Annotated in this window: 15 protein-coding genes and 1 tRNA gene; 5 read left to right on the top strand and 11 right to left on the bottom strand. The window is 43.7% G+C overall.

Annotation, left to right across the window (positions count from 1 at the left end):
• Positions 1-76: 76 nt before the first annotated feature.
• Complete coding sequence (locus ACI35L_RS14615; RefSeq protein ID WP_049669533.1) at positions 77-766, bottom strand: hypothetical protein; 690 nt, start codon at positions 764-766, stop codon at positions 77-79.
• Positions 767-964: 198 nt separating this feature from the next.
• Between ACI35L_RS14615 and ACI35L_RS14610 the strand changes: the two genes are divergently transcribed.
• Both ACI35L_RS14610 and ACI35L_RS14605 read left to right on the top strand, forming a co-directional pair.
• Positions 965-1,750 (top strand): hypothetical protein, encoded by a 786-nt coding sequence (locus ACI35L_RS14610; RefSeq protein WP_439803176.1) that lies wholly within the window; start codon positions 965-967, stop codon positions 1,748-1,750.
• Between the two features lie 190 nt (positions 1,751-1,940).
• Entirely contained in the window at positions 1,941-3,128 is a 1,188-nt protein-coding gene (locus ACI35L_RS14605) for a carboxylate--amine ligase (protein WP_439803175.1), read from the top strand.
• 45 nt (positions 3,129-3,173) lie between these two features.
• Here ACI35L_RS14605 and ACI35L_RS14600 read toward each other — a convergent pair whose 3' ends face one another.
• The 10 genes from ACI35L_RS14600 to ACI35L_RS14555 form a co-directional block, all read right to left on the bottom strand.
• Positions 3,174-3,851 carry a DUF554 domain-containing protein gene (locus ACI35L_RS14600; protein WP_439803174.1) on the bottom strand — a complete coding sequence of 226 codons (678 nt, stop codon included), beginning with the start codon at positions 3,849-3,851 and terminating at the stop codon, positions 3,174-3,176.
• A gap of 732 nt (positions 3,852-4,583) precedes the next feature.
• On the bottom strand, positions 4,584-5,879 hold the full coding sequence (gene eno / locus ACI35L_RS14595; protein ID WP_049669519.1) for a phosphopyruvate hydratase: 1,296 nt from the start codon (positions 5,877-5,879) through the stop codon (positions 4,584-4,586).
• 61 nt (positions 5,880-5,940) lie between these two features.
• Positions 5,941-7,476, bottom strand: coding sequence for a 2,3-bisphosphoglycerate-independent phosphoglycerate mutase (gene gpmI, locus ACI35L_RS14590; protein ID WP_049669518.1), 1,536 nt, complete (start codon positions 7,474-7,476; stop codon positions 5,941-5,943).
• Positions 7,473-8,231, bottom strand: coding sequence for a triose-phosphate isomerase (gene tpiA, locus ACI35L_RS14585; RefSeq protein ID WP_049669517.1), 759 nt, complete (start codon positions 8,229-8,231; stop codon positions 7,473-7,475). Before tpiA ends, gpmI begins: the two co-directional genes overlap by 4 nt.
• A gap of 102 nt (positions 8,232-8,333) precedes the next feature.
• Positions 8,334-9,515, bottom strand: a complete 1,182-nt coding sequence (locus ACI35L_RS14580; RefSeq protein WP_049669516.1) for a phosphoglycerate kinase — start codon at positions 9,513-9,515, stop codon at positions 8,334-8,336.
• 198 nt (positions 9,516-9,713) lie between these two features.
• The gene (gene gap, locus ACI35L_RS14575) at positions 9,714-10,721 is read right to left on the bottom strand and encodes a type I glyceraldehyde-3-phosphate dehydrogenase (RefSeq protein WP_049669515.1); all 1,008 of its coding nucleotides are present in this window, start codon (positions 10,719-10,721) and stop codon (positions 9,714-9,716) included.
• Between the two features lie 53 nt (positions 10,722-10,774).
• On the bottom strand, positions 10,775-11,806 hold the full coding sequence (locus ACI35L_RS14570) for a sugar-binding transcriptional regulator (protein WP_049669514.1): 1,032 nt from the start codon (positions 11,804-11,806) through the stop codon (positions 10,775-10,777).
• 156 nt (positions 11,807-11,962) lie between these two features.
• Positions 11,963-12,202 (bottom strand): glutaredoxin family protein, encoded by a 240-nt coding sequence (locus ACI35L_RS14565; protein WP_231589465.1) that lies wholly within the window; start codon positions 12,200-12,202, stop codon positions 11,963-11,965.
• 58 nt (positions 12,203-12,260) lie between these two features.
• Complete coding sequence (gene rpoN, locus ACI35L_RS14560; RefSeq protein ID WP_231589573.1) at positions 12,261-13,541, bottom strand: RNA polymerase factor sigma-54; 1,281 nt, start codon at positions 13,539-13,541, stop codon at positions 12,261-12,263.
• 361 nt (positions 13,542-13,902) lie between these two features.
• Positions 13,903-13,974, bottom strand: a tRNA-Arg gene (locus ACI35L_RS14555).
• Between the two features lie 307 nt (positions 13,975-14,281).
• Here ACI35L_RS14555 and clpP point away from each other — a divergent pair.
• The 3 genes from clpP (at position 14,282) to ACI35L_RS14540 (ending at position 19,186) form a co-directional block, all read left to right on the top strand.
• On the top strand, positions 14,282-14,890 hold the full coding sequence (gene clpP / locus ACI35L_RS14550) for an ATP-dependent Clp endopeptidase proteolytic subunit ClpP (RefSeq protein WP_049669512.1): 609 nt from the start codon (positions 14,282-14,284) through the stop codon (positions 14,888-14,890).
• 341 nt (positions 14,891-15,231) lie between these two features.
• The gene (locus ACI35L_RS14545; protein ID WP_439803173.1) at positions 15,232-16,626 is read left to right on the top strand and encodes an amino acid permease; all 1,395 of its coding nucleotides are present in this window, start codon (positions 15,232-15,234) and stop codon (positions 16,624-16,626) included.
• 187 nt (positions 16,627-16,813) lie between these two features.
• Entirely contained in the window at positions 16,814-19,186 is a 2,373-nt protein-coding gene (locus tag ACI35L_RS14540; RefSeq protein WP_439803172.1) for an immune inhibitor A domain-containing protein, read from the top strand.
• Positions 19,187-19,898 lie beyond the last annotated feature (712 nt).

Below are 19,898 nucleotides of genomic sequence, written 5' to 3'. Positions count from 1 at the left end.
AGGGATGCGCCTATCTCCGCCGACAATCAAATAAAAAAGGCAGCTGCTCATGATACATAAGCTGCTGCCTAATCCATTACTTCTGCTCCTTAGATAGCGTTTCTTCTACTGCTGCTAATTTCTTTTTGACTTCTTCTATTAATTCCTCGCTGCTCTCCTCGCTTGATTCCAAAGTAAAATAAGCAACAGAGCTGCTTTCCTCAGATTCCGTTTCGATATCCTCTGCTGGTTTCTCCATCTCAATTAATTGAGGAATGGCTTCTTCCATATGGCTTATCTCTTGTGGCTCAGTGAATAGAGGAGAAAAATTGTCTATAGTGCCCGCTTCCTCCGGTTTGTTCAGCGGCGGCACACTCGCCTCGATGCCCATATCCTCCACTCTGGCAAGCTGCGGATTGTTCTCTTTTGACGGAGCTTCATTTTCTGCCTTTGTGACCTTTTCAGCTGATTGGTTTGTATTTTTCTTATCAGATGCGGTTTTCATTTTGTTTTCTGAGGTACTAGTGTCGCTGCCGATCTTTCTTATCCCAAGGTTTCCTCCAATATATTGAAAGGACACATGATTCTTCGCGTCTATCCAGATGAGTACATCATCAGTTGTTGCTAGAAAGGAGCCTGTTTCTTTATAAGGTTCAGCACCAGCATATAGCTGAAGTCGGTCACCAGGCTTAAACATCATGTTCAAAATGTCTGAGATTGAACCGAGCGGCAAGGATGATTTTGAAGAGGTTAGCCCTTCATTTGGCTGTGTATGTTCTTGATCCACTCTTAGCTCCTCCTTTCCCAAAGACTTTTTATATAGTATGCGCCCTGAGTAGAACCGTCTGAATCATATGCCTATACACATGAAATAGTTACGGGGATAAGATACATTTTCACTAGCATAGCTGCCTATTTTACTAGATGAACGTCACTATGCAAGAGATTTCCCCATACCTTATAACAACAGAAAGGAGGTCATGTAATGGCAACCTGTATCCTTTATATCAATTCTTCCATTAAACCTGTTGTTTTTTCCCCGTCAGCTATCTATATGAATGATCCCAGCTACCGGATAACTGATTGCTCCGGGCAGCCCTTATTTCAATCGAGAATATGGCAGCAGCTGATGAACCCCAATCGATTAAAGGCTAAGAAGAACTCATCACCTTCCATAGAGACAGTCCAGATAGCAGCCGCTCCAGTCAAGGGCAGCAGCCTGGCAAAAAAGCGTGTTAGACGGTTCCCCCGTTCACTAGCCCGCTTGTTTGAGCAGACGGCAAGGCAGGATTTCCTCTACCAGCAGCAGCTTTCCTTCAATCGTTTACGTGCATTGAAAATCCAACAGCAAAGCACCAGCCCATATCAGGTTAAAAAAGAACCCGATCATCCAGCTCTGCCGGAAGCTGCTTCCTTACAAACACCTTTACCAATAAAGAACCATGCCATTTCTCCGCCGCAGCAGTCATCATCTCCTGAGGTGACAGTCCCGCTTGAACAATCGGAGCTCTCATTAGAAGCAGATAGGCAGACAGCTCCAATAACAGAGGAGCAAGAAATAACTGCCGCTCGAGTCGTTGAGGAAAAAGTGACTGAGCATACGGTAGCCAGCGGTTTCAAAACAGGTGACAGGATTTCTCTTTCTTATGGTTCAGCCAAAATTGGGGAAGGGCATTTCATTCTGGCGGGTTCAAACTACCTAGTGTGGGAATATGACGGGGATATGCGTCTCCAATACATTGGAGATGGAATCCACATCGAGAAGCTGTAAGGAGAATTCCACTATTAACCTTTCACACATGCATAAAGGCTTGTATATACTGTTGACAAGTAACTGATTAGAAGCACGGCTCATCCGGCAAGAAAGCTTATGCGCATAACGGCGCTATTTTCTCGCCTTCCTTTTAACCAATTCTCGGACAACCATGCCTACTACATAACAAAGGAAGGAGGAATGAACCATGCCTGCCAGTGCTTTCGTTCTCGACTTAAGCCCATGCGGCATCGGCATCATCAGGAGCCTTGCTTCCATGGGGGTTCAAGTGCATGGCTATGATTGCCCCGAGAAATACAAAAAAGGACGTACACGGTTTGCAGACTGCAAGCCATGTCCTGACCCTCTAACACAGGATGAGTTCCTTCTGCAATTCCTTCTGAAGGAACGAGAACTCTTTCATGAAAACCCTATATTGCTCGCCGGTTCAGATGAATTCCTTCAATTCATATCGAAATATCGGGCAAGACTGTCCAAGCACTTCCTCTTTCTATTGCCTGACTCCTTATTAGTTGATTCCATCATTGATAAACGGCAGCTCATCCCCCTAATCAAGGAAAAACAAATAGATGCTCCAAAGACATTCATTGTTCATAATCCCTTGCGCTATCGAACCATCTTACGCGACATCAAGTTCCCCTGTGTCTTAAAGCCTGTATTCGGGTATGAATTTCGCAAGCATCTCAATCGAAAAGTGATTGTCATCGAGAATCTCCATCAACTCCGCAGAAATCTATTTCAATACAGCACGTTTGGCGAATTGCTGATTCAGGAAATTGTCGCTGGACCCGATGAAGCTATTTATCAGGTTGGCGCACTTTATGACGGGGAAAAACGGCTTAAGGCAGCCTTTATGGGGCGGAAACTGGATCAGTATCCTGCGCAATATGGATCAGGCACATTAGTTGAAAGCATCATAGAGGAAGAGGTGCTGGCAGAGGGGCTCCGCATCCTCGAGTTATTCAACGTGGTGGGGATTGCAGCAGTGGAACTCAAGAGGGACGTCACTGATGGCAAATTGAAATTCCTTGGCATCAACACAAGGCCTTGGCTCTGGCACAGCCTTGCGACAAGATGTGAGGTTAACCTTCCCTATCTTTATTATTTAACCTTGATAGACAAGCCATTTAAATCTGCCTTAGATCAGCAAGAGGGGATTCAATGGATTCATCTTGTACCCTATTTTCTCTCAGCTAGAGAAAAACGGAAAACCAAAAAAATCACCTGGTTTAAATGGGTTCGAACCTTGTTCAAACCGAAGGAATTTGCCCTCTTCAGATGGACAGATCCAATGCCGGCCATTCGTTATGGTCTTTCTAATCTGCTGACGGAATGGAGGACCAAGAGAACACTGCGAAGAATGAATCCAAAATGAAAGCCCCTAACTCCAATGGATTTAGGGGCCTCTCTATGAATTTCATCAGAACAGGTGCAGGATTAAAAAGAAAATGGGCGGAACCGCCAATGCGGGCAGTAAATTTAGTGTCTTGAATTTCTTAATATCAAGAATGCTCAAGCCGGATGCGAGAATCAGCAGCCCTCCTACAATAGACACTTCATTCAAAAGGTCTGTACTTAACGAGGCCTCCATGAAACCTGCCAATACATAAATAGACCCTTGCCAAAGAAACAAAACGACAGCCGCTATCGCGATGCCAATACCAAATGCAGAGGCTAGTACAATGGAGGTAATCCCATCAAGCATCCCATTTGCCATTAAATACGTGTAATTCTTATTCAAGGCTGCCTCGATTGGACCGAGAATTGATAATGTTCCAATACAAAATAACAAAATTGCTGTCGACAGCCCCTCTGCCAAACGACCGCTTGAATACCTGTTCACGAGTTTCGTAAATCTCGCATCCAAACCCAGTCTTTGTCCGAGCAGCCCTCCGGCAGCCAAGCTCACAATGAACAGGACAGGATATTGGCTGATAGGCATATACTGAACAACGGCATTGATTCCAAGACCCATTGCAGCTAATCCCATTGCATTCATGAGAATGGCATGATACTCATCCTTAATCCCCTTCTTAAAGATACTCCCGATTATGCTCCCCGCTATAATCATGGCTACATTGAATAGTGTGCCGTACATATAATCTGCTTCTCCTTCTGTCTCTCCTGAAAAATCAAATCCGAACGAATGTCGTCATAGCAAAAGAGTCCCCTATTTTAAAAATCTTCTTCCATAATCTTACCGTATCTTCCTAACAATTAGCATCCAGAAAAGACAGCGTGAATATCTTTTTTTGATGAGAAGAGGTCTGGTACCACCTGCATATTCAAGCAGGATTGCTACCAAGTTAACGGATATGGTGATATTCAGCCTTCTGATGATACAGTGAATAATTGGCGTTCTATCGCTGTCTAGAGACTCTGCTCATTGTAGGAATTGAGCCGTAGACAAATGCTAAATACCGGATGCTTTCATGCCTATTTCCTTTCCAACTAAAAACGCCGAACTATTTTATGCGCAGTTTAAGATAGTTCGGCGTTTTTTTTAGTTTAGTTCTGTGAAGATGAATGTTGATATTAAGACACCGTTGATTGTAGTGGAAGGCGGTTGACTCCTGCGGGATTAGCGGACAGGGGAGACCCCGCAGATGCGAACAAGCACTCGAGGAGGCTCCCCGACCGCCCCGCGGAAAGCAACCGCCTGCAACGGAAATCAACGATTTAGATTAACTTTGCCTAAATTTCAGTGCAACATTCGGTTTTGGACACTGCAAATTCAGTTATGTCCCAACCTCTTTATTTTTGTACAAAAAAACCCCTGAAACCAGCGCGTCCGCCTGTTCAGGGGTTCTCAGCAATAGCTGTTCAGCTATTATTTTTTAAGGTTGTAGAAAGATGCAAGACCTTTGTATTCAGCTAAATCGCCAAGCTCGTCTTCGATGCGAAGAAGTTGGTTGTATTTAGCGATACGGTCTGTACGGCTCATAGAACCAGTTTTGATTTGGCCAGCGTTTGTTGCAACAGCGATGTCCGCGATTGTGGAATCTTCTGTTTCACCAGAACGGTGAGATACAACAGCTGTGTAGCCAGCGCGTTTAGCCATTTCGATTGCATCGAATGTTTCAGTCAATGTACCGATTTGGTTAACTTTGATAAGGATAGAGTTAGCAATGCCTTTCTCGATACCTTCAGCAAGCTTTTTAGTGTTAGTTACGAACAAGTCGTCACCTACTAATTGTACGCGATCGCCGATGCGCTCAGTTAGCAATTTGTGACCTTCCCAGTCGTTTTCGTCTAAACCATCTTCGATAGAGATGATTGGGAATTCGTTGATTAATTCTTCATAGAAGTTAACCATGTCTTCAGAAGAAAGACCAGTGCGGCCTTCGCCTGCTAGATCGTATTTCTTCGTTTCTTTGTTGAAGAACTCAGAAGATGCAACGTCCATTGCAAGGTATACGTCTTTACCAGCTTCGTAGCCAGCTTTAGTGATTGCTTCGATGATTACTTCAAGAGCTTCACGGTTAGAACCAAGGTTTGGAGCAAATCCGCCTTCGTCACCTACAGCAGTGTTCAAGCCTTTACCGTGAAGAACGTTTTTCAAGCTGTGGAATACTTCAGCACCCATGCGGATAGCTTCTTTGAAAGTAGGAGCTCCAACAGGCATGATCATGAATTCTTGGAAGTCAACGTTGTTATCAGCGTGAGAACCACCGTTGATGATGTTCATCATTGGAGTTGGAAGCTGTTTCGTGTTGAATCCGCCAAGGTAACGGTATAAAGGAATGTTTAGGAAGTCAGCAGCAGCGATTGCAGCAGCCATGGAAACGCCTAGGATTGCGTTTGCACCTAATTTACCTTTGTTTTCAGTTCCGTCAAGCTCGATCATTGCTTTATCGATGCCAGCTTGGTCAAGAACGTGCATGCCGATGATTTCTTCAGCGATGATGTTGTTTACATTGTCAACTGCTTTTTGAACACCTTTTCCAAGGTAGCGGCTCTTGTCGCCATCGCGAAGCTCAACTGCTTCGTATTCACCAGTAGAAGCACCAGATGGTACTAACGCGCGTCCGAATGCGCCAGATTCTGTTTCGATTTCTACTTCAACTGTTGGGTTACCGCGGGAGTCAAGGACTTCGCGTGCATATACGTCAATAATGATTGGCATTGTATAATTCTCTCCTTTTAAATCAAAGAATGTTTTATTCATCATTAGTTTGCACAAATGATTATTTCTTAATTAATGATTTTCCAGTCATTTCTTTCGGTTGTTGTACGTGAAGAAGATCAAGCATAGTTGGAGCTAAGTCTCCAAGAATACCGCCCTCACGAAGTTCAACGTCTTTGTCTGTTACGATAACAGGAACTGGGTTTGTTGTATGAGCAGTCATTGGGTGGCCATCAGGAGTGATGACTTCATCCGCATTACCGTGGTCAGCTGTAATGATGGCTTTTCCGCCCATAGACAAGATTTTATCCACGATTTTGCCTAGGCACTCATCAACGGTTTCAACTGCTTTGATTGTCGGCTCAAGCATACCAGAGTGACCTACCATGTCTGGATTAGCAAAGTTCAGGATGATGGCATGATGATTGTCTTCTTCCAATTCCTTCATAAGTGCGTCTGTTACTTCATACGCGCTCATTTCCGGTTTAAGGTCATAAGTAGCAACCTTTGGAGAATTGATCAAGATGCGTTTTTCGCCAGGGAATTCCGCTTCACGCCCGCCGCTCATAAAGAACGTTACGTGAGGGTATTTCTCTGTTTCAGCAATACGCAATTGCTTCAAGTTGTTTTGAGACAACACTTCACCAAGTGTGTTATCAAGGTTTGTCGGCTTGAATGCCACATATCCTTGAACCGTTTCACTGAAGTGCGTCAAGCAAACGAAGTACAAGTTTTTCGGGAATCCTGGTCCACGGTCAAATGAACGGAAGTCCTCGTTTGTAAATACGTTTGAGATTTGGATAGCTCGGTCTGGACGGAAATTGAAGAAGATAACGGAATCATTATCTTGAATTTTCGCCACAGGCTGTCCATCTTCCTTTGTAATAACAGAAGGAAGAACGAACTCGTCAAAGATTCCATTGTTATAGGAGTCTTCTACGACTTCCATTGCAGAAGAGTAAGCAGGTCCATCTCCGTAAGTCATGGAACGGTAAGATTTCTCTACACGATCCCAGCGTTTGTCGCGGTCCATGGAATAGTAGCGTCCAGAGATTGTCGCAAACTGACCAACGCCTGTTTCCTTGAATACTTCTTCTGTTTGTCTAATGTATTTTTCAGCAGTCTTAGGACCGACATCGCGGCCGTCTAAAATGCCGTGTACATAAACGTTTTTGAAGTTTTCTTTTGCACAAAGACGAAGCAATGCGAAAAGATGGTCGATGTGGCTATGTACGCCGCCATCGGATAGTAAGCCCATAAGGTGAAGGGCTGTGTTATGCTCTTTCGCGTGGTTAATTGCACCAAGGAAGGTATCGTTCTTTTCAAATTCGCCTTCACGGATTGCTAAGTTCACACGTGTTAAGCTTTGGTACACAATACGGCCGGCGCCAATGTTTAAGTGGCCAACCTCAGAGTTACCCATTTGGCCTTCAGGAAGACCAACGGCTTCTCCGCTTGCCGTTAAATAATTGTGTGGGAATTCTGCCCAAAAGCGGTCAAAGTTCGGTTTCTTTGCTTGTGCAACAGCATTACCTTGTTCTGTGTCACGTGCTCCGAAACCATCTAGGATGATTAACGCAACTGGTTTTTTGCTCATTTAGAAACAGCCTCCAATAAACCTAAGAAAGAAGCTGGTTGAAGGCTTGCGCCGCCAACTAATGCACCATCAATGTTCTCTTCTGCAAGATATTCTTTGATGTTCTCAGGTTTTACGCTTCCGCCGTATTGGATGCGAACCGCAGCCGCAACGTCAGCGTTGAAGCTTTCTGCAACTGTTTGACGGATATGGCCGCAAACTTCATCTGCATCTTGTGCTGTAGAAGATTTGCCTGTGCCGATAGCCCAGATTGGCTCATAAGCGATAACAGCTTGTTTAGCTTGCTCGTCTGTAAGACCAGCGAACGCCTTTTTGATTTGGTCTGCAACCAAGTCTTTTGTTTTGCCTGCTTCACGCTCTTCAAGCGTTTCACCGCAGCAAACGATTGGCGTTAGGTTATGTTTGAACGCAGCCAATGTTTTCTTGTTAACAGATTCGTCTGTTTCATTGAACATTTCTCTGCGCTCAGAGTGACCTAGGATTACGTATTGTACGCCTAAGTCTGCAAGTGCAACAGGGCTTACTTCGCCTGTGAAAGCACCGTTCTCTTCAAAGTGCATGTTTTGTGCACCTACAGCAACGTTTGTCCCTTTAGTTGCTTCAACAAGCTGACCAAGGAATGGAGCCGGACTGCAGACAACAGTATCAACTGCATCATTTGAAGGAACAACATTTTTAACTTCTTCCACGAAGCTGATCGCTTCAGAAAGAGTTTTATTCATTTTCCAGTTACCAGCGATAATTGGTTTACGCAATTTAAAACATCCTTCCTCTTTTTCAGAAATGCCTATTCGTCTGTATTTTACCAGGGCCCTTGGCAAAATACACCCTGTATAGGAAATTTCCTGAGAGTATTCTTATTTATCGTTTAAAGCAACTACGCCAGGAAGCTCTTTGCCTTCGATGAACTCAAGGGAAGCTCCGCCGCCTGTAGAGATGTGGGACATCTTATCAGCAAGGTGGAATTTCTCAGCAGCCGCTGCAGAGTCTCCTCCGCCAACTACGCTGAACGCATCGGAATTAGCTAGCGCTTCTGCTACACCTTTTGTACCGTTAGCGAATTTATCAAATTCAAATACGCCCATAGGTCCGTTCCAGATGACTAATTTAGAGTTTTTGATGACATCTGCATACAATTCAACTGTTTTCGGTCCAATATCAAGGGACATCCAGTCAGCTGGGATTGCATCGATATCAACGATTTTAGATTCTACGTTTTCGCCGAATTCAGGAGCGATAACCGCATCGATTGGCATGTAGAATTTAACACCTTTTTCTTCAGCTTTTTGCATGAAGGATTTAGCTAAGTCGATTTTGTCTTCTTCTAAGAGGGAAGTACCGATTTCGTAGCCTTTAGCTTTGATGAATGTGTAAGCTAAACCACCGCCGATGATCAAGTTATCCACTTTATCAAGAAGGTTTTCGATTACGCCGATTTTATCTTTAACTTTCGCTCCGCCGATGATAGCTGTGAATGGACGTTCTGGGTTAGACATTGCTTTGCCAAGTACATCCAATTCTTTTTGCATAAGGAAACCGGAAACAGCAGGAATGTGTTTTGCGATTCCTTCAGTAGAAGCGTGTGCACGGTGAGCGGCACCGAATGCATCGTTAACGAAGATATCTGCTAAGGAAGCAAATTCTTTTGCTAGTTCAGGATCGTTTTTCTCTTCACCTGGGTAGAAACGAACGTTTTCAAGCAATAGAACATCGCCATCGTTCATTTTTTCGATTTGAGCTTTTACAGCGTCGCCATAAGCTTCGTCTGCTTTTCCTACTTCTTTGCCAAGAAGCTCGCTCAATTTAATCGCTACAGGAGTTAAGCGAAGCTCTTCCTTCACTTCACCCTTTGGACGGCCCATGTGGCTTGCAAGGATAACTTTCGCACCTTGTTCCATTAGGTATTGGATTGTTGGAAGTGCTGCACGGATACGCGTATCATCCGTGATTGTACCGTTTTGCATCGGAACGTTAAAATCTACACGGCAAAATACTTTTTTGCCTTTTACATCAATGTCTTTAATTGATTTTTTGTTCACTGTAGGAACCTCCTTAAAATCAAAACAATGTGCTTAGAAACAGTTTCTGCCCTGAACTGTCCAAGCTTCATTCACCTTAAACCTCTGCCCAAAGCTTAATCCTGAATGAAAACAAAAAAACAAGGGAAAGGGGAATCTTCCCCTTCCCCCTCAAGTTGACAATTATATTAATTGCTCAGACATCCAAAAGGATTCGAATTAAAGACCTTTTTTAGCGATGTAAGCTGCAAGGTCTACTACACGGTTAGAGTAGCCAGTTTCGTTATCGTACCAAGAAAGTACTTTAACCATGTTGCCATCCATAACCATAGTAGAAAGTGCATCGATAGTAGAAGATTGAGTAGTTCCGTTGTAGTCACGAGATACTAATGGAAGCTCGCTGTACTCAAGAATACCTTTCAATTCGCCTTCAGCAGCAGCTTTCAAAGCAGCGTTTACTTCTTCAGCTGTAACTTCTTTTTCAAGTTCTGCAACAAGGTCAACTACAGAAACGTTTGGAGTTGGTACACGCATAGCCATACCGTTCAATTTACCTTTAAGTTCAGGCAATACAAGCGCAACAGCTTTAGCAGCACCAGTAGTTGTTGGGATCATGCTTTCAGCAGCAGCACGCGCACGACGGTAGTCTTTGTGCGGCAAGTCAAGGATTTGTTGGTCATTTGTGTAAGAGTGAACTGTTGTCATCATACCGCGTTTGATACCGAATTTGTCATTCAATACTTTAGCGAATGGAGCCAAGCAGTTAGTTGTGCAAGATGCGTTAGAGATTACATCGTGGTTAGCCGCATCGTATTTATCTTCGTTAACACCCATAACGATTGTGATATCTTCGTCAGATGCAGGTGCAGAGATGATAACTTTTTTAGCGCCAGCTTCGATGTGTTTCGCAGCGTCAGCACGTTTTGTGAAACGGCCAGTAGATTCAACAACGATATCTACGCCAAGATCTCCCCAACCAAGTTGAGCTGGATCTCTTTCAGCAAGAACTTTAACGCGGTGTCCGCCAACTACTAGGTAGTCGCCGTCAACTGTTACTTTTTCTTCTAAAGTTCCGTGTACGGAATCATATTGTAAAAGGTGTGCAAGCATTTTTGCATCAGTTAAATCGTTTACTGCTACGATTTCAACCTCAGGGTTTTTCAACGCTGCACGGAATACGTTACGTCCAATTCTACCAAAACCATTAATACCTAATTTTACTGCCATTAGAAGGTTCCTCCTTTTGGAATCTTAGTAAATAATTTTTATTCAAAAGGGTGTTAGCCCTTAAGTAACTGAATTGCTGCACCTTCATCCGTAATTAAAATCGGTTTCTTCGGTGCCATTTTGATGTAGGCTTTGATGGCCTTTGCCTTTGAAGCTCCCCCGGCAACCGCGATGACATGCTCGATATTCGGCAGATCATCTAATTGCAGTCCAATGGTACGGACTTTCTGAATTATGTTTCCATCTTCATCGTAATAATATCCAAACGCTTCGCCAATTGCCTGATTTTTTTCAAGCTCATTGAGCTCACCAGCGGATACTTTCCTTCGTTCAGCCATGGTTTTCGCTTCGCCAATCCCATGGAGGACAATATTAGAGGATTTCAACAAATCCAGCACTTCCCCAATTGCAGGTTCACTCGTTAATGTGTTGTAGGCTGCTTCGCTTAGATTATCTGGAACATACAAAACACGATAACGGGCATTCATCTTCTCAGCCATTTGTTCACAGACTGTATTAGCCTGATAGCTGGCCCCCTTACCGAGTCCTCCTCTTGCAGGAACAAAGAGTATATCCTCGACATTTGGGAGTTCCGAAACATTCGGCAGCATCTTACCGATAGCGGCCATCGTTGTTCCACCTGTTACGGCAATGATATTTTTACCCGTAAGCAGACTTTTCATACGCGCAGCTCCTGCACGTCCCAATTCATCAATAACCCATGGAGAAGTATCGCTGTCTCCATTGACAATGATGACTTTGTCGATATCCAATTTTTCCTGTAGAAGGTGCTCCATTTCGTCTATACCCGAAAGTTGCCGTATTACACCACCAAGGTTATCCAATACTTCCTGCCCTTCATTCGTTACTGTCATTCCGGAGCTTGCGATATCAATCAATTTCTGCTCCTTCAAGAACTCCACTTCACTCCGCAAAGTTCTTTCCGTAATGTTCAGTGTTAAGGAAAGGCTTCTTCTGCCGACTGGCTGCATTGTGCGAATCGACCGCAGAATATTGTATCGTTTTTGCATGACCTCGAATATATCGGGAATTAACTTTTTTTGTAAATGGAGAGATCCATCCATATAAATTCAAACTCCTTTAATATAATCCTTGGTCATTTTATGTCCAGGTGAGACATTTTGTGTCCCTGTTTATGTAAAAAAAATAACTCCTGATGTACCTATATATTATCAGGAGTTTTCTTGAAATACAATAGATTAAATTGTGAACTTATGAAATCATGCCAATACATGGCGAACATCATCGATATCGATTTTTCCATATTGTATGATTTCCCCGTCAACTTCTACGACTGGAATCATCAAACCATATTGCTCGAGCAACCGATCATTCGCATAAATGTCCACTTCCAGCAGGGTAAACGTCTTCTCGCGCTGCAGTAATTTCAATAAGTCTTTTGCCTCCTCACAAAGAGGACAATCCTTCTTCGTATAAAAATGAACGATAGGAACTCTCACAATACTAACCACCTGTCTCTTAATAAATGTAGTTTTCTATATACCCCGAATATTCCTATTAATAACGTCTTCTTTTCGAAGAGGAAGGAATTCTCATTTGTTCCCTATATTTAGCAACCGTTCTTCTTGAAATGACAATGCCCCGGTTTTGTTTCAGCTCGTCGGCAATAGCCTGATCAGACAACGGTGCCTCCTTCTCCTCTAAAGCGATTAAATTCTCGATTTCCTTCTTTACCTTTAAAGCGGATGCATCAGCACTCTGTTCTGTTTGCAGCCCAGCTGAGAAAAACATCCTCATCGGGATGATCCCAAATGGCGTTTCCATCATCTTATCACGAACGGCTCTGCTCACGGTTGACTCATGCATCCCAATAAGCTCAGCAATATCCTTCATCACAAGTGGTTTTATGAAATCCGTTTTGCCTGTGACAAAATACTCAATCTGCTTTTCAATTATGGCATTTGTCACATGAAGAAGTGTTTCATTTCTTTGTTGAATCGCCTTTTGCAGCCACTTATACTCCATCCGTTTCTGATGGATATAACGCATGGCCGCCTCATCCTGCTGCCCCTCAATCCCAATGGCAAATTCCCTTATCCTCACTCGACAAGACTCGACAATCTCTGCTATGAGCTTGCCCTTTGATGGAAAGACCCTTACATCCGGCAGCGTATACTGGGAGCGCTCAGAGCCAAATGCTGCTCCAGGACGCGGATTATAAGCCTGTATTTGATCAAAGATACGCTGAATCTCCACGACTGGCACATCAAGTGTTCTTGATAGCTCCTTCCATCTCTTCTCTACAAATGATGTGAAATAATCTGTCAGCAAAACCTTTAATAAAGCGCTTTCATTTTTATTCCTTCGTGCTTGGATAAGCAGGCATTCACTAAGGCTCTCTGCTCCTACTCCTGCAGGATCTAACGTCTGAAGAATGGTCTTGGCTACTTCCCATTCAGCCTTCTGAACAGGGAAAACCGCATTGACCTCCTCGTAGGTAAGCCTTAAATATCCATTATCATCAATATTATCAATCATATAATTCAGTACTTTTTGCTCTTTGGCATCCATTACCTTAAAAGGAATCTGCCCCTTTAAATAGGCATGTAAGCCAGGACGGTCATCACTGATTTGATTGATCCATGACATATCCCCATGCTTGCGGCCGCTGGGCGGCTCATATCCGCTCTCCACTTCAATCAATGGATTATCGAGTGCCTTGCTCTCCATAAAAGCGGTTAGTTCAATGGCTGGATACTGCAGAAGCATAATTGCCTGGCTCAACTCCGGCGTCATCGCCAGCTTCAAGCTCTGCTGTTGAAACAATCCCATCTCCATCTTCAACAACCTCGCCTCCTGCCTCATAGTACTTACTTTAATAGTAGTGAATGGTATCTATTTGAGCAAGGGAAAGATTGGGGATTTTGGGATAATAAGTTACAAAAGAAATTACCTCTCCACCGGTTGTGTCAATAAAAATTATGGCAGCCTCCATTTAAGACCAGTCCCGAAAATTAGACTGCACTGCATACTCTGGCATCTACCTGAGAAGTTATAAGCGCAGAACACCTCGGTTCCATTATCGTCGACGCGCCCGGATCACCCCATATATTTGTACCTGTCCTACTATCAATATGAGAGAGAAAACAAAAAAGCTCTTCAAGCAATTGCTTGAAGAGCCTCTCTTGCATAACCGGTACGCCCTTGGAGGGAATCGAACCCCCAGCTCAAGAACCGGAATCTTGTGTTTTATCCGTTAAACTACAAGGGCAAAATGTTAGCCTACAAAAATATATTATAATGAACATCAATCGATTTGGCAAGAACAATCATGTGAAGGTTTACAATACTAAAACTTGGGTAAGATGGTTAGCAGGAAACTTTCATGAAATGTTGGCGTGTAGTCTCTTCTCTATTTGAAACTTTCCCATACATAACCCGAGGAAAGACCTAACCCTGCCATGAATTTTTCCGAAAATATCTTCATCATGCGTCTTTTGTTTGACCTTTATTGACCAAAAGGTGTATGATAAAAACACGAAGTGAATATGTTTTAATACATAAAGGAGGAGAAACTAATGAATTTAATCCCTACAGTCATTGAACAAACAAACCGCGGGGAACGTGCTTACGATATTTATTCCCGCTTGCTTAAAGACCGTATTATCATGCTTGGAAGCGCCATCGATGACAATGTGGCTAACTCCATCGTTGCACAGCTTCTATTCCTGGAAACAGAAAACCCGGAAAAAGACATTTACCTATACATTAACAGCCCTGGCGGAAGCATTACAGCTGGTATGGCGATCTATGATACAATGCAGTACATCAAACCGCAAGTCTCCACTATCTGTATCGGTATGGCAGCATCCATGGGTGCTTTCCTTCTTGCTGCTGGTGAGAAAGGCAAACGTTTTGCCCTTCCTAATAGTGAAGTCATGATTCACCAACCGCTTGGAGGAGCGCAAGGCCAAGCGACTGAAATCGAAATCGCCGCTAAACGCATTCTCTTCATGCGTGAGCGCTTAAACCAAATTCTAGCTGAACGTACAGGTCAATCACTTGAAACGATTCAGCGTGATACAGAGCGTGACAACTTCATGACAGCTGACCGCGCCCTTGAATATGGTCTTGTAGACCGCATCATCACTCGCAACGTAACAGACGCTGCCAAGAAAAACGACTAATCAATTATGATTCTAAGAAGCAGACAGGAAATCTAACCGGATTTCCTGCCTGCTTTTTTTAATGCCTCCTCTCTACATTTTACCTCTCTAATAGTTTATCACTTTACCAAAATAAAGATACATGTTAGTATAAACCATACTTACAATCTACCTTTTAAGGAGTGCTGATTATGTTCAAGCAAATAGGCCGACATCGACATCATCATAACAGCTGACCCTTATGCTCATATAAATCATGGGCACGGGTCATTTACCCGCGCCCGCATTGGATGATTACCCGTGCGGAAAGATGTCTGCATGGGTTTTTACGTTTACTTTTATACACAGAGGAGAAATACAGCATGAATCAAAAAAATTGGGGTTTTTGGATCTTAACAATGTTCGTCGTTGGAAATATGGTCGGAGGCGGCATCTTCATGCTCCCAGCCAATCTAGCAAAAGTAGCAAGTCCAACAGGAGCCACACTAGCCTGGCTGTTGACAGGGTTCGGAGTGCTGATGATTGCGCTCGTATTCGGTAATCTCGCCATCCGCAAACCGGAATTGAAGACAGGTCCGCAAAGCTATGCGCAGGCATTCTTCAAATCACCGAAGGCAGGCAAAATTGCAGGCTATGCGGTTGCTTGGGGATATTGGGCAGCTAACTGGGCAGCGACTGCGTCTGTCATCATATCATTTGCCGGCTATATGTCTACCTTCTTTCCAATCATGGTCAGTGAAAAAATCATCTGGTCAGCAGGTGCATTCACGCTTGAGTTAGGGAAGCTCTTAACATTCGCCGTCTGCTCAATCATGCTTTGGGGTATTCAATACATTCTTGTCCAAAGCTTCAATAGTGCCGGCAGATTGAATTTACTCGCCACCATCACTAAGGTGATTGGTTTCACCTTATTCATTGTCGCAACTATCTTTATCTTTGACTCAGCCAATCTGCTGAACGGCAAAGATTTCATCACGGCTGATGGAACAAGCAGCAACCTGCTCGGACAATTAAACGGAGCTGCGATTGCGACCCTGTGGGCCTTCATTGGCGTTGAAGCAGCCGTTATGCTCTCCAACAGGGCTAAATCACAATCAGATGTTAAAAAAGCCACTATCACAGGCTTGATTATCGCTATTGCCATCTATGTTGGCATCACCTTATTGACAATGGGTGCCCTTTCTCAAGAGGAGCTTCAGCAATCACAAAAGCCGCTTGTTGATGCCCTTCAGGTTGCCATCGGCACGAAGGGAGCCTATATCCTGGCAGGACTTGCCCTCGTTTCCCTTTTCGGTTCAACTGTCGGTTGGATCGTGGTCAGTTCAGAGGTGCCTTATCAAGCAGCAAGGGCTAATCTGTTCCCAACTGCATTTGCCAAAACAAATAAAAAAGGAAGTCCAGTATTCTCTTTAACGGTGACCAATCTATTAACGCAATTTTTCTTGTTCGCAACCATCTCAGGCACAATCATGGAAGCCTACCAATTTGCGATGGTGGTCGCGACACTAGCATACTTGATTCCCTATTTGGTCTCTGTCATTTATCAGTTGAAACTGGTCATCACAGGTGAAACGTATGAGAATCGGCAGCGTTCACGCAGAATCGACACCATCATCACGGTACTAGCCTTGATTTACTCTCTTTGGGTTATTAAAACAGGCACAGCTGACTTAAAGACCTTCTTCCTAGGCATTGGACTTTTCGGATTAGGGCTTGTCTTATATCCGTTCCTAATGAAAAAGAAACCAACTCGATAAATCTTTATGAAAGGAGCCATCCCCAGATTGGATGGCTCCTTTTTTTATTTTCATTAGGTATTTAATCACGATATCTATACTCTTACCCAGAACTATTTCACTATTTTTCGGAAAATTAGAGGAATTATGACAATTAACTTCGAATATTAACATTCTGAATTCAACACAAAAATTAGGGGGAATTGATTTGCGTGCAAAACCATTATTAACTGCCGCCTTTGCTGCCGCCTTGACACTCACTACCTGGGCACCTGGAGCAATGACAAAGCAAGCATTTGCTGATACAGCTGCCTCCAGTGAAAAAACGCACGAGCATGTATCCGGACCATTCGACCGTAGCATCGCCAATGAGGAACGCTTAATTAAGATGCTTAAAAAGGAAGGGTATATCAAGAAAAACGCCTCTAAGAAAGAGGAGCAAGCCCAGCTGGATAAGTACTTGAAAAACAAGGAGAAAAGCCTAAAAAAGGATAACTCCAAAGAATTCGATAAAGAAAGAAAAGCCCTTCAAAAGAAACTGGATAAGAAAAAAGGCAAAGGCTCCAAAGGAAAAGGGAAAGACCCTGACAACAAACCAATCCAGTCTGTAAAAGAGGAAAAATACCGCGGGGATGTACAAGAAGATAAAGTACTAGTCCTAGCCATTGAGTTCCCTGATTATGCCCGTAATAATGTACGTCCAGAGGACTCTGATATGTATTATAAAGATTATCCAAACGAACATTACGAGGATATGGTTTTCGGCAAAAAAGGCTATAAGGGACCAAACGGCGAAAAACTTATCTCTATGAAACAATACTATGAACAGCAATCGGGCGGAAGCTATACCGTTGACGGCGAAGTTGCCGGCTGGTATCAAGCCAAGTATCCTGCTGCTTACTACGGAGGCAACGTTCCAACTCCTGACGGCAGTGACCAAAATCCGCGTGACCTTGTCAAAGAAGCACTTGAAGCAGCAGCGCTGGACCCGAACATTGATTTATCCGAATATGACCAAGAGGACCGCTATGACCTTGATGGCGACGGAAACACACGCGAGCCGGACGGCATGGTTGACCACTTAATGATCATCCACTCTGGTGTCGGTGAAGAAGCTGGCGGCGGAACACTTGGCGGAGATGCTATTTGGTCTCACCGCTGGAACCTAGGAAAAGTATTCCCAATTGAAAACACGGAAACAGACGTAGAATACTGGAATGGCAAAATGGCCGCTTATGATTACACCATCATGCCAATCGACGGGGCAGCCGGCGTATTCGCCCATGAATATGGACATGATCTTGGCCTGCCGGATGAATATGACACGCAATACAGCGGACAAGGCGAGGCTGTTGCTTACTGGTCCATCATGGCAAGCGGTTCTTGGGCAGGTAAGATTCCAGGTACAGAGCCAACCGGATTCAGCCCATATGCTAAAGAATACCTGCAAAGCAAACAAAACAGCAACTGGCTAAAATATGAAGAAATAGACATTGCGGACCTAAACAAAAAGGGCACACAATATTTGCTTGACCAAGCCAATTCAAAGGGCACGAATTTGGATGCCTTGAAAATCAACTTGCCGGATAAACTGACAAAGGTAAATACGCCATACAGCGGACAATATGAGTACTATAGCGGCAAAGGCAATAACCTGGATAATTCCATGTCAACAGCCCTTGATTTGACAGGTAAATCATCCGCTCAATTATCCTTTAAAATCTGGTATCAAATTGAACAGGACTGGGATTACGGCTCCATTCAAGTAAAAGAAAGCGGCAGCAGCACTTGGGAGACCATTCCTGGCAACATCACCACTACAGCAAATCCGAATAACCAAAACCCAGGAAACGGGATCACTGGCACATCAAATGGATGGGTTGACGGAATTTTCGACCTCTCTGCCTATGCCGGTAAGAAAATTGACCTTCGTTTCAACTACTGGACAGATGTCGCAGCCATTGACGTCGGCTACTACGTAGACGATATCGTAATCACAGCTGATGGCACACAAATTTTAGCTGATAATGCAGATGGAGCGAATTCTGCCTTTACCCTTGCAGGATTCAAGAAAGATGAAGGTAAATTCGCAAGCGATCACTACTACCTAGTAGAATGGAGAAACCATAAAGGTGTCGACACTGGACTTGCTAACATTAAACGCGGCAAATCCCTTATGAAATATGACGGCGGCATGGTCGTATGGTATGTCGATGACAGCTATTCTGACAACTGGACAGGTAAACATCCAGGAGAAGGCTATCTAGGAGTCGTGGACGCTGACCAAGGCGCCATCAAATGGAGTGATAACTCAATCGCAGCAACACGCTACCAAATTCACGATGCTGCGTTCCGCTTAACCAAGCCAGACAAAATGTTCATCGATTACACAAGCCTTACTGGCTTAACCATGACAGACAATGACACAAAAGCCTACCCTATCTTCGACGACAGCAAAAACTACCTGAATCCGCATCTTCCTGATGCCGGACGAAACGTCCCGACATACGGTCTCAAGATCGAAGTCGTCAACCAGAGCAAAGACTACTCCGTTGGTAAGATTGTCGTAAAGAAAAATTAATGAAAAAACTCCCGGTGCTGATGATGGCACCGGGTGTTTTTCTGCTAGAATGGCTTTCTATATCATCTCAGCAGGCAATAGGTAAAATCAAAATGGCGTAATTCGAGAGGTTTTTGCAGGCAATCCCTTAGAAAAACCGTTAACTTTTTCTTTTTACTCTTCTCGAGCTGCCCGGTCTTCTTTTTTAAATAAATATTTTCAGGATTCCTTGGTTTAAGGGCCATTTTTGCTTGTTTAAGGGCGAAATTGTTGGAGTATGGGCGGAACGGCGGCGGTATGGGCGAAAACTCTAGGTTAAGGGCGATACCGCTAACCAAGAATAACCTGGGTTAGAAAATCTGATGCTCCCCAGAGGAAGCCTTAATATCAAAACAGCGTAATTAAAGAAATTTTAACAAAAATCCACTTAAAAATCTTCATTTCCCTTCAAAAATACCATCAGCTTGTCTGTTTTGACCTTTTGGGGAGGGATCGGTCTTCGTTTTAATCGCTAGAGAGCCTGATTTCCTAGTTTATGGGCGAATTTTGACCAGTTAAGGGCGATAATACTTGAGTATAGGCAAATCATCAGTCAATGATAGCTTCGATTAGGAGATTTGCTGCTCCAGATAGGAAGGCTGGATATCAAAATGGCGTAATTAAGTAGGTTTTCTCAGACAATCTTCAGGGTCAACTCCTGTTCTTAGGGTGCTGGATATCCCAAGGCTAAGGC

It is taken from the genome of Pradoshia sp., from assembly GCF_051873915.1.
Lineage (GTDB): Bacteria > Bacillota > Bacilli > Bacillales > Pradoshiaceae > Pradoshia.
The sequence above is the reverse complement of the archived record's forward strand: the minus strand, read 5'-3'. Positions and strand labels throughout refer to the sequence as shown.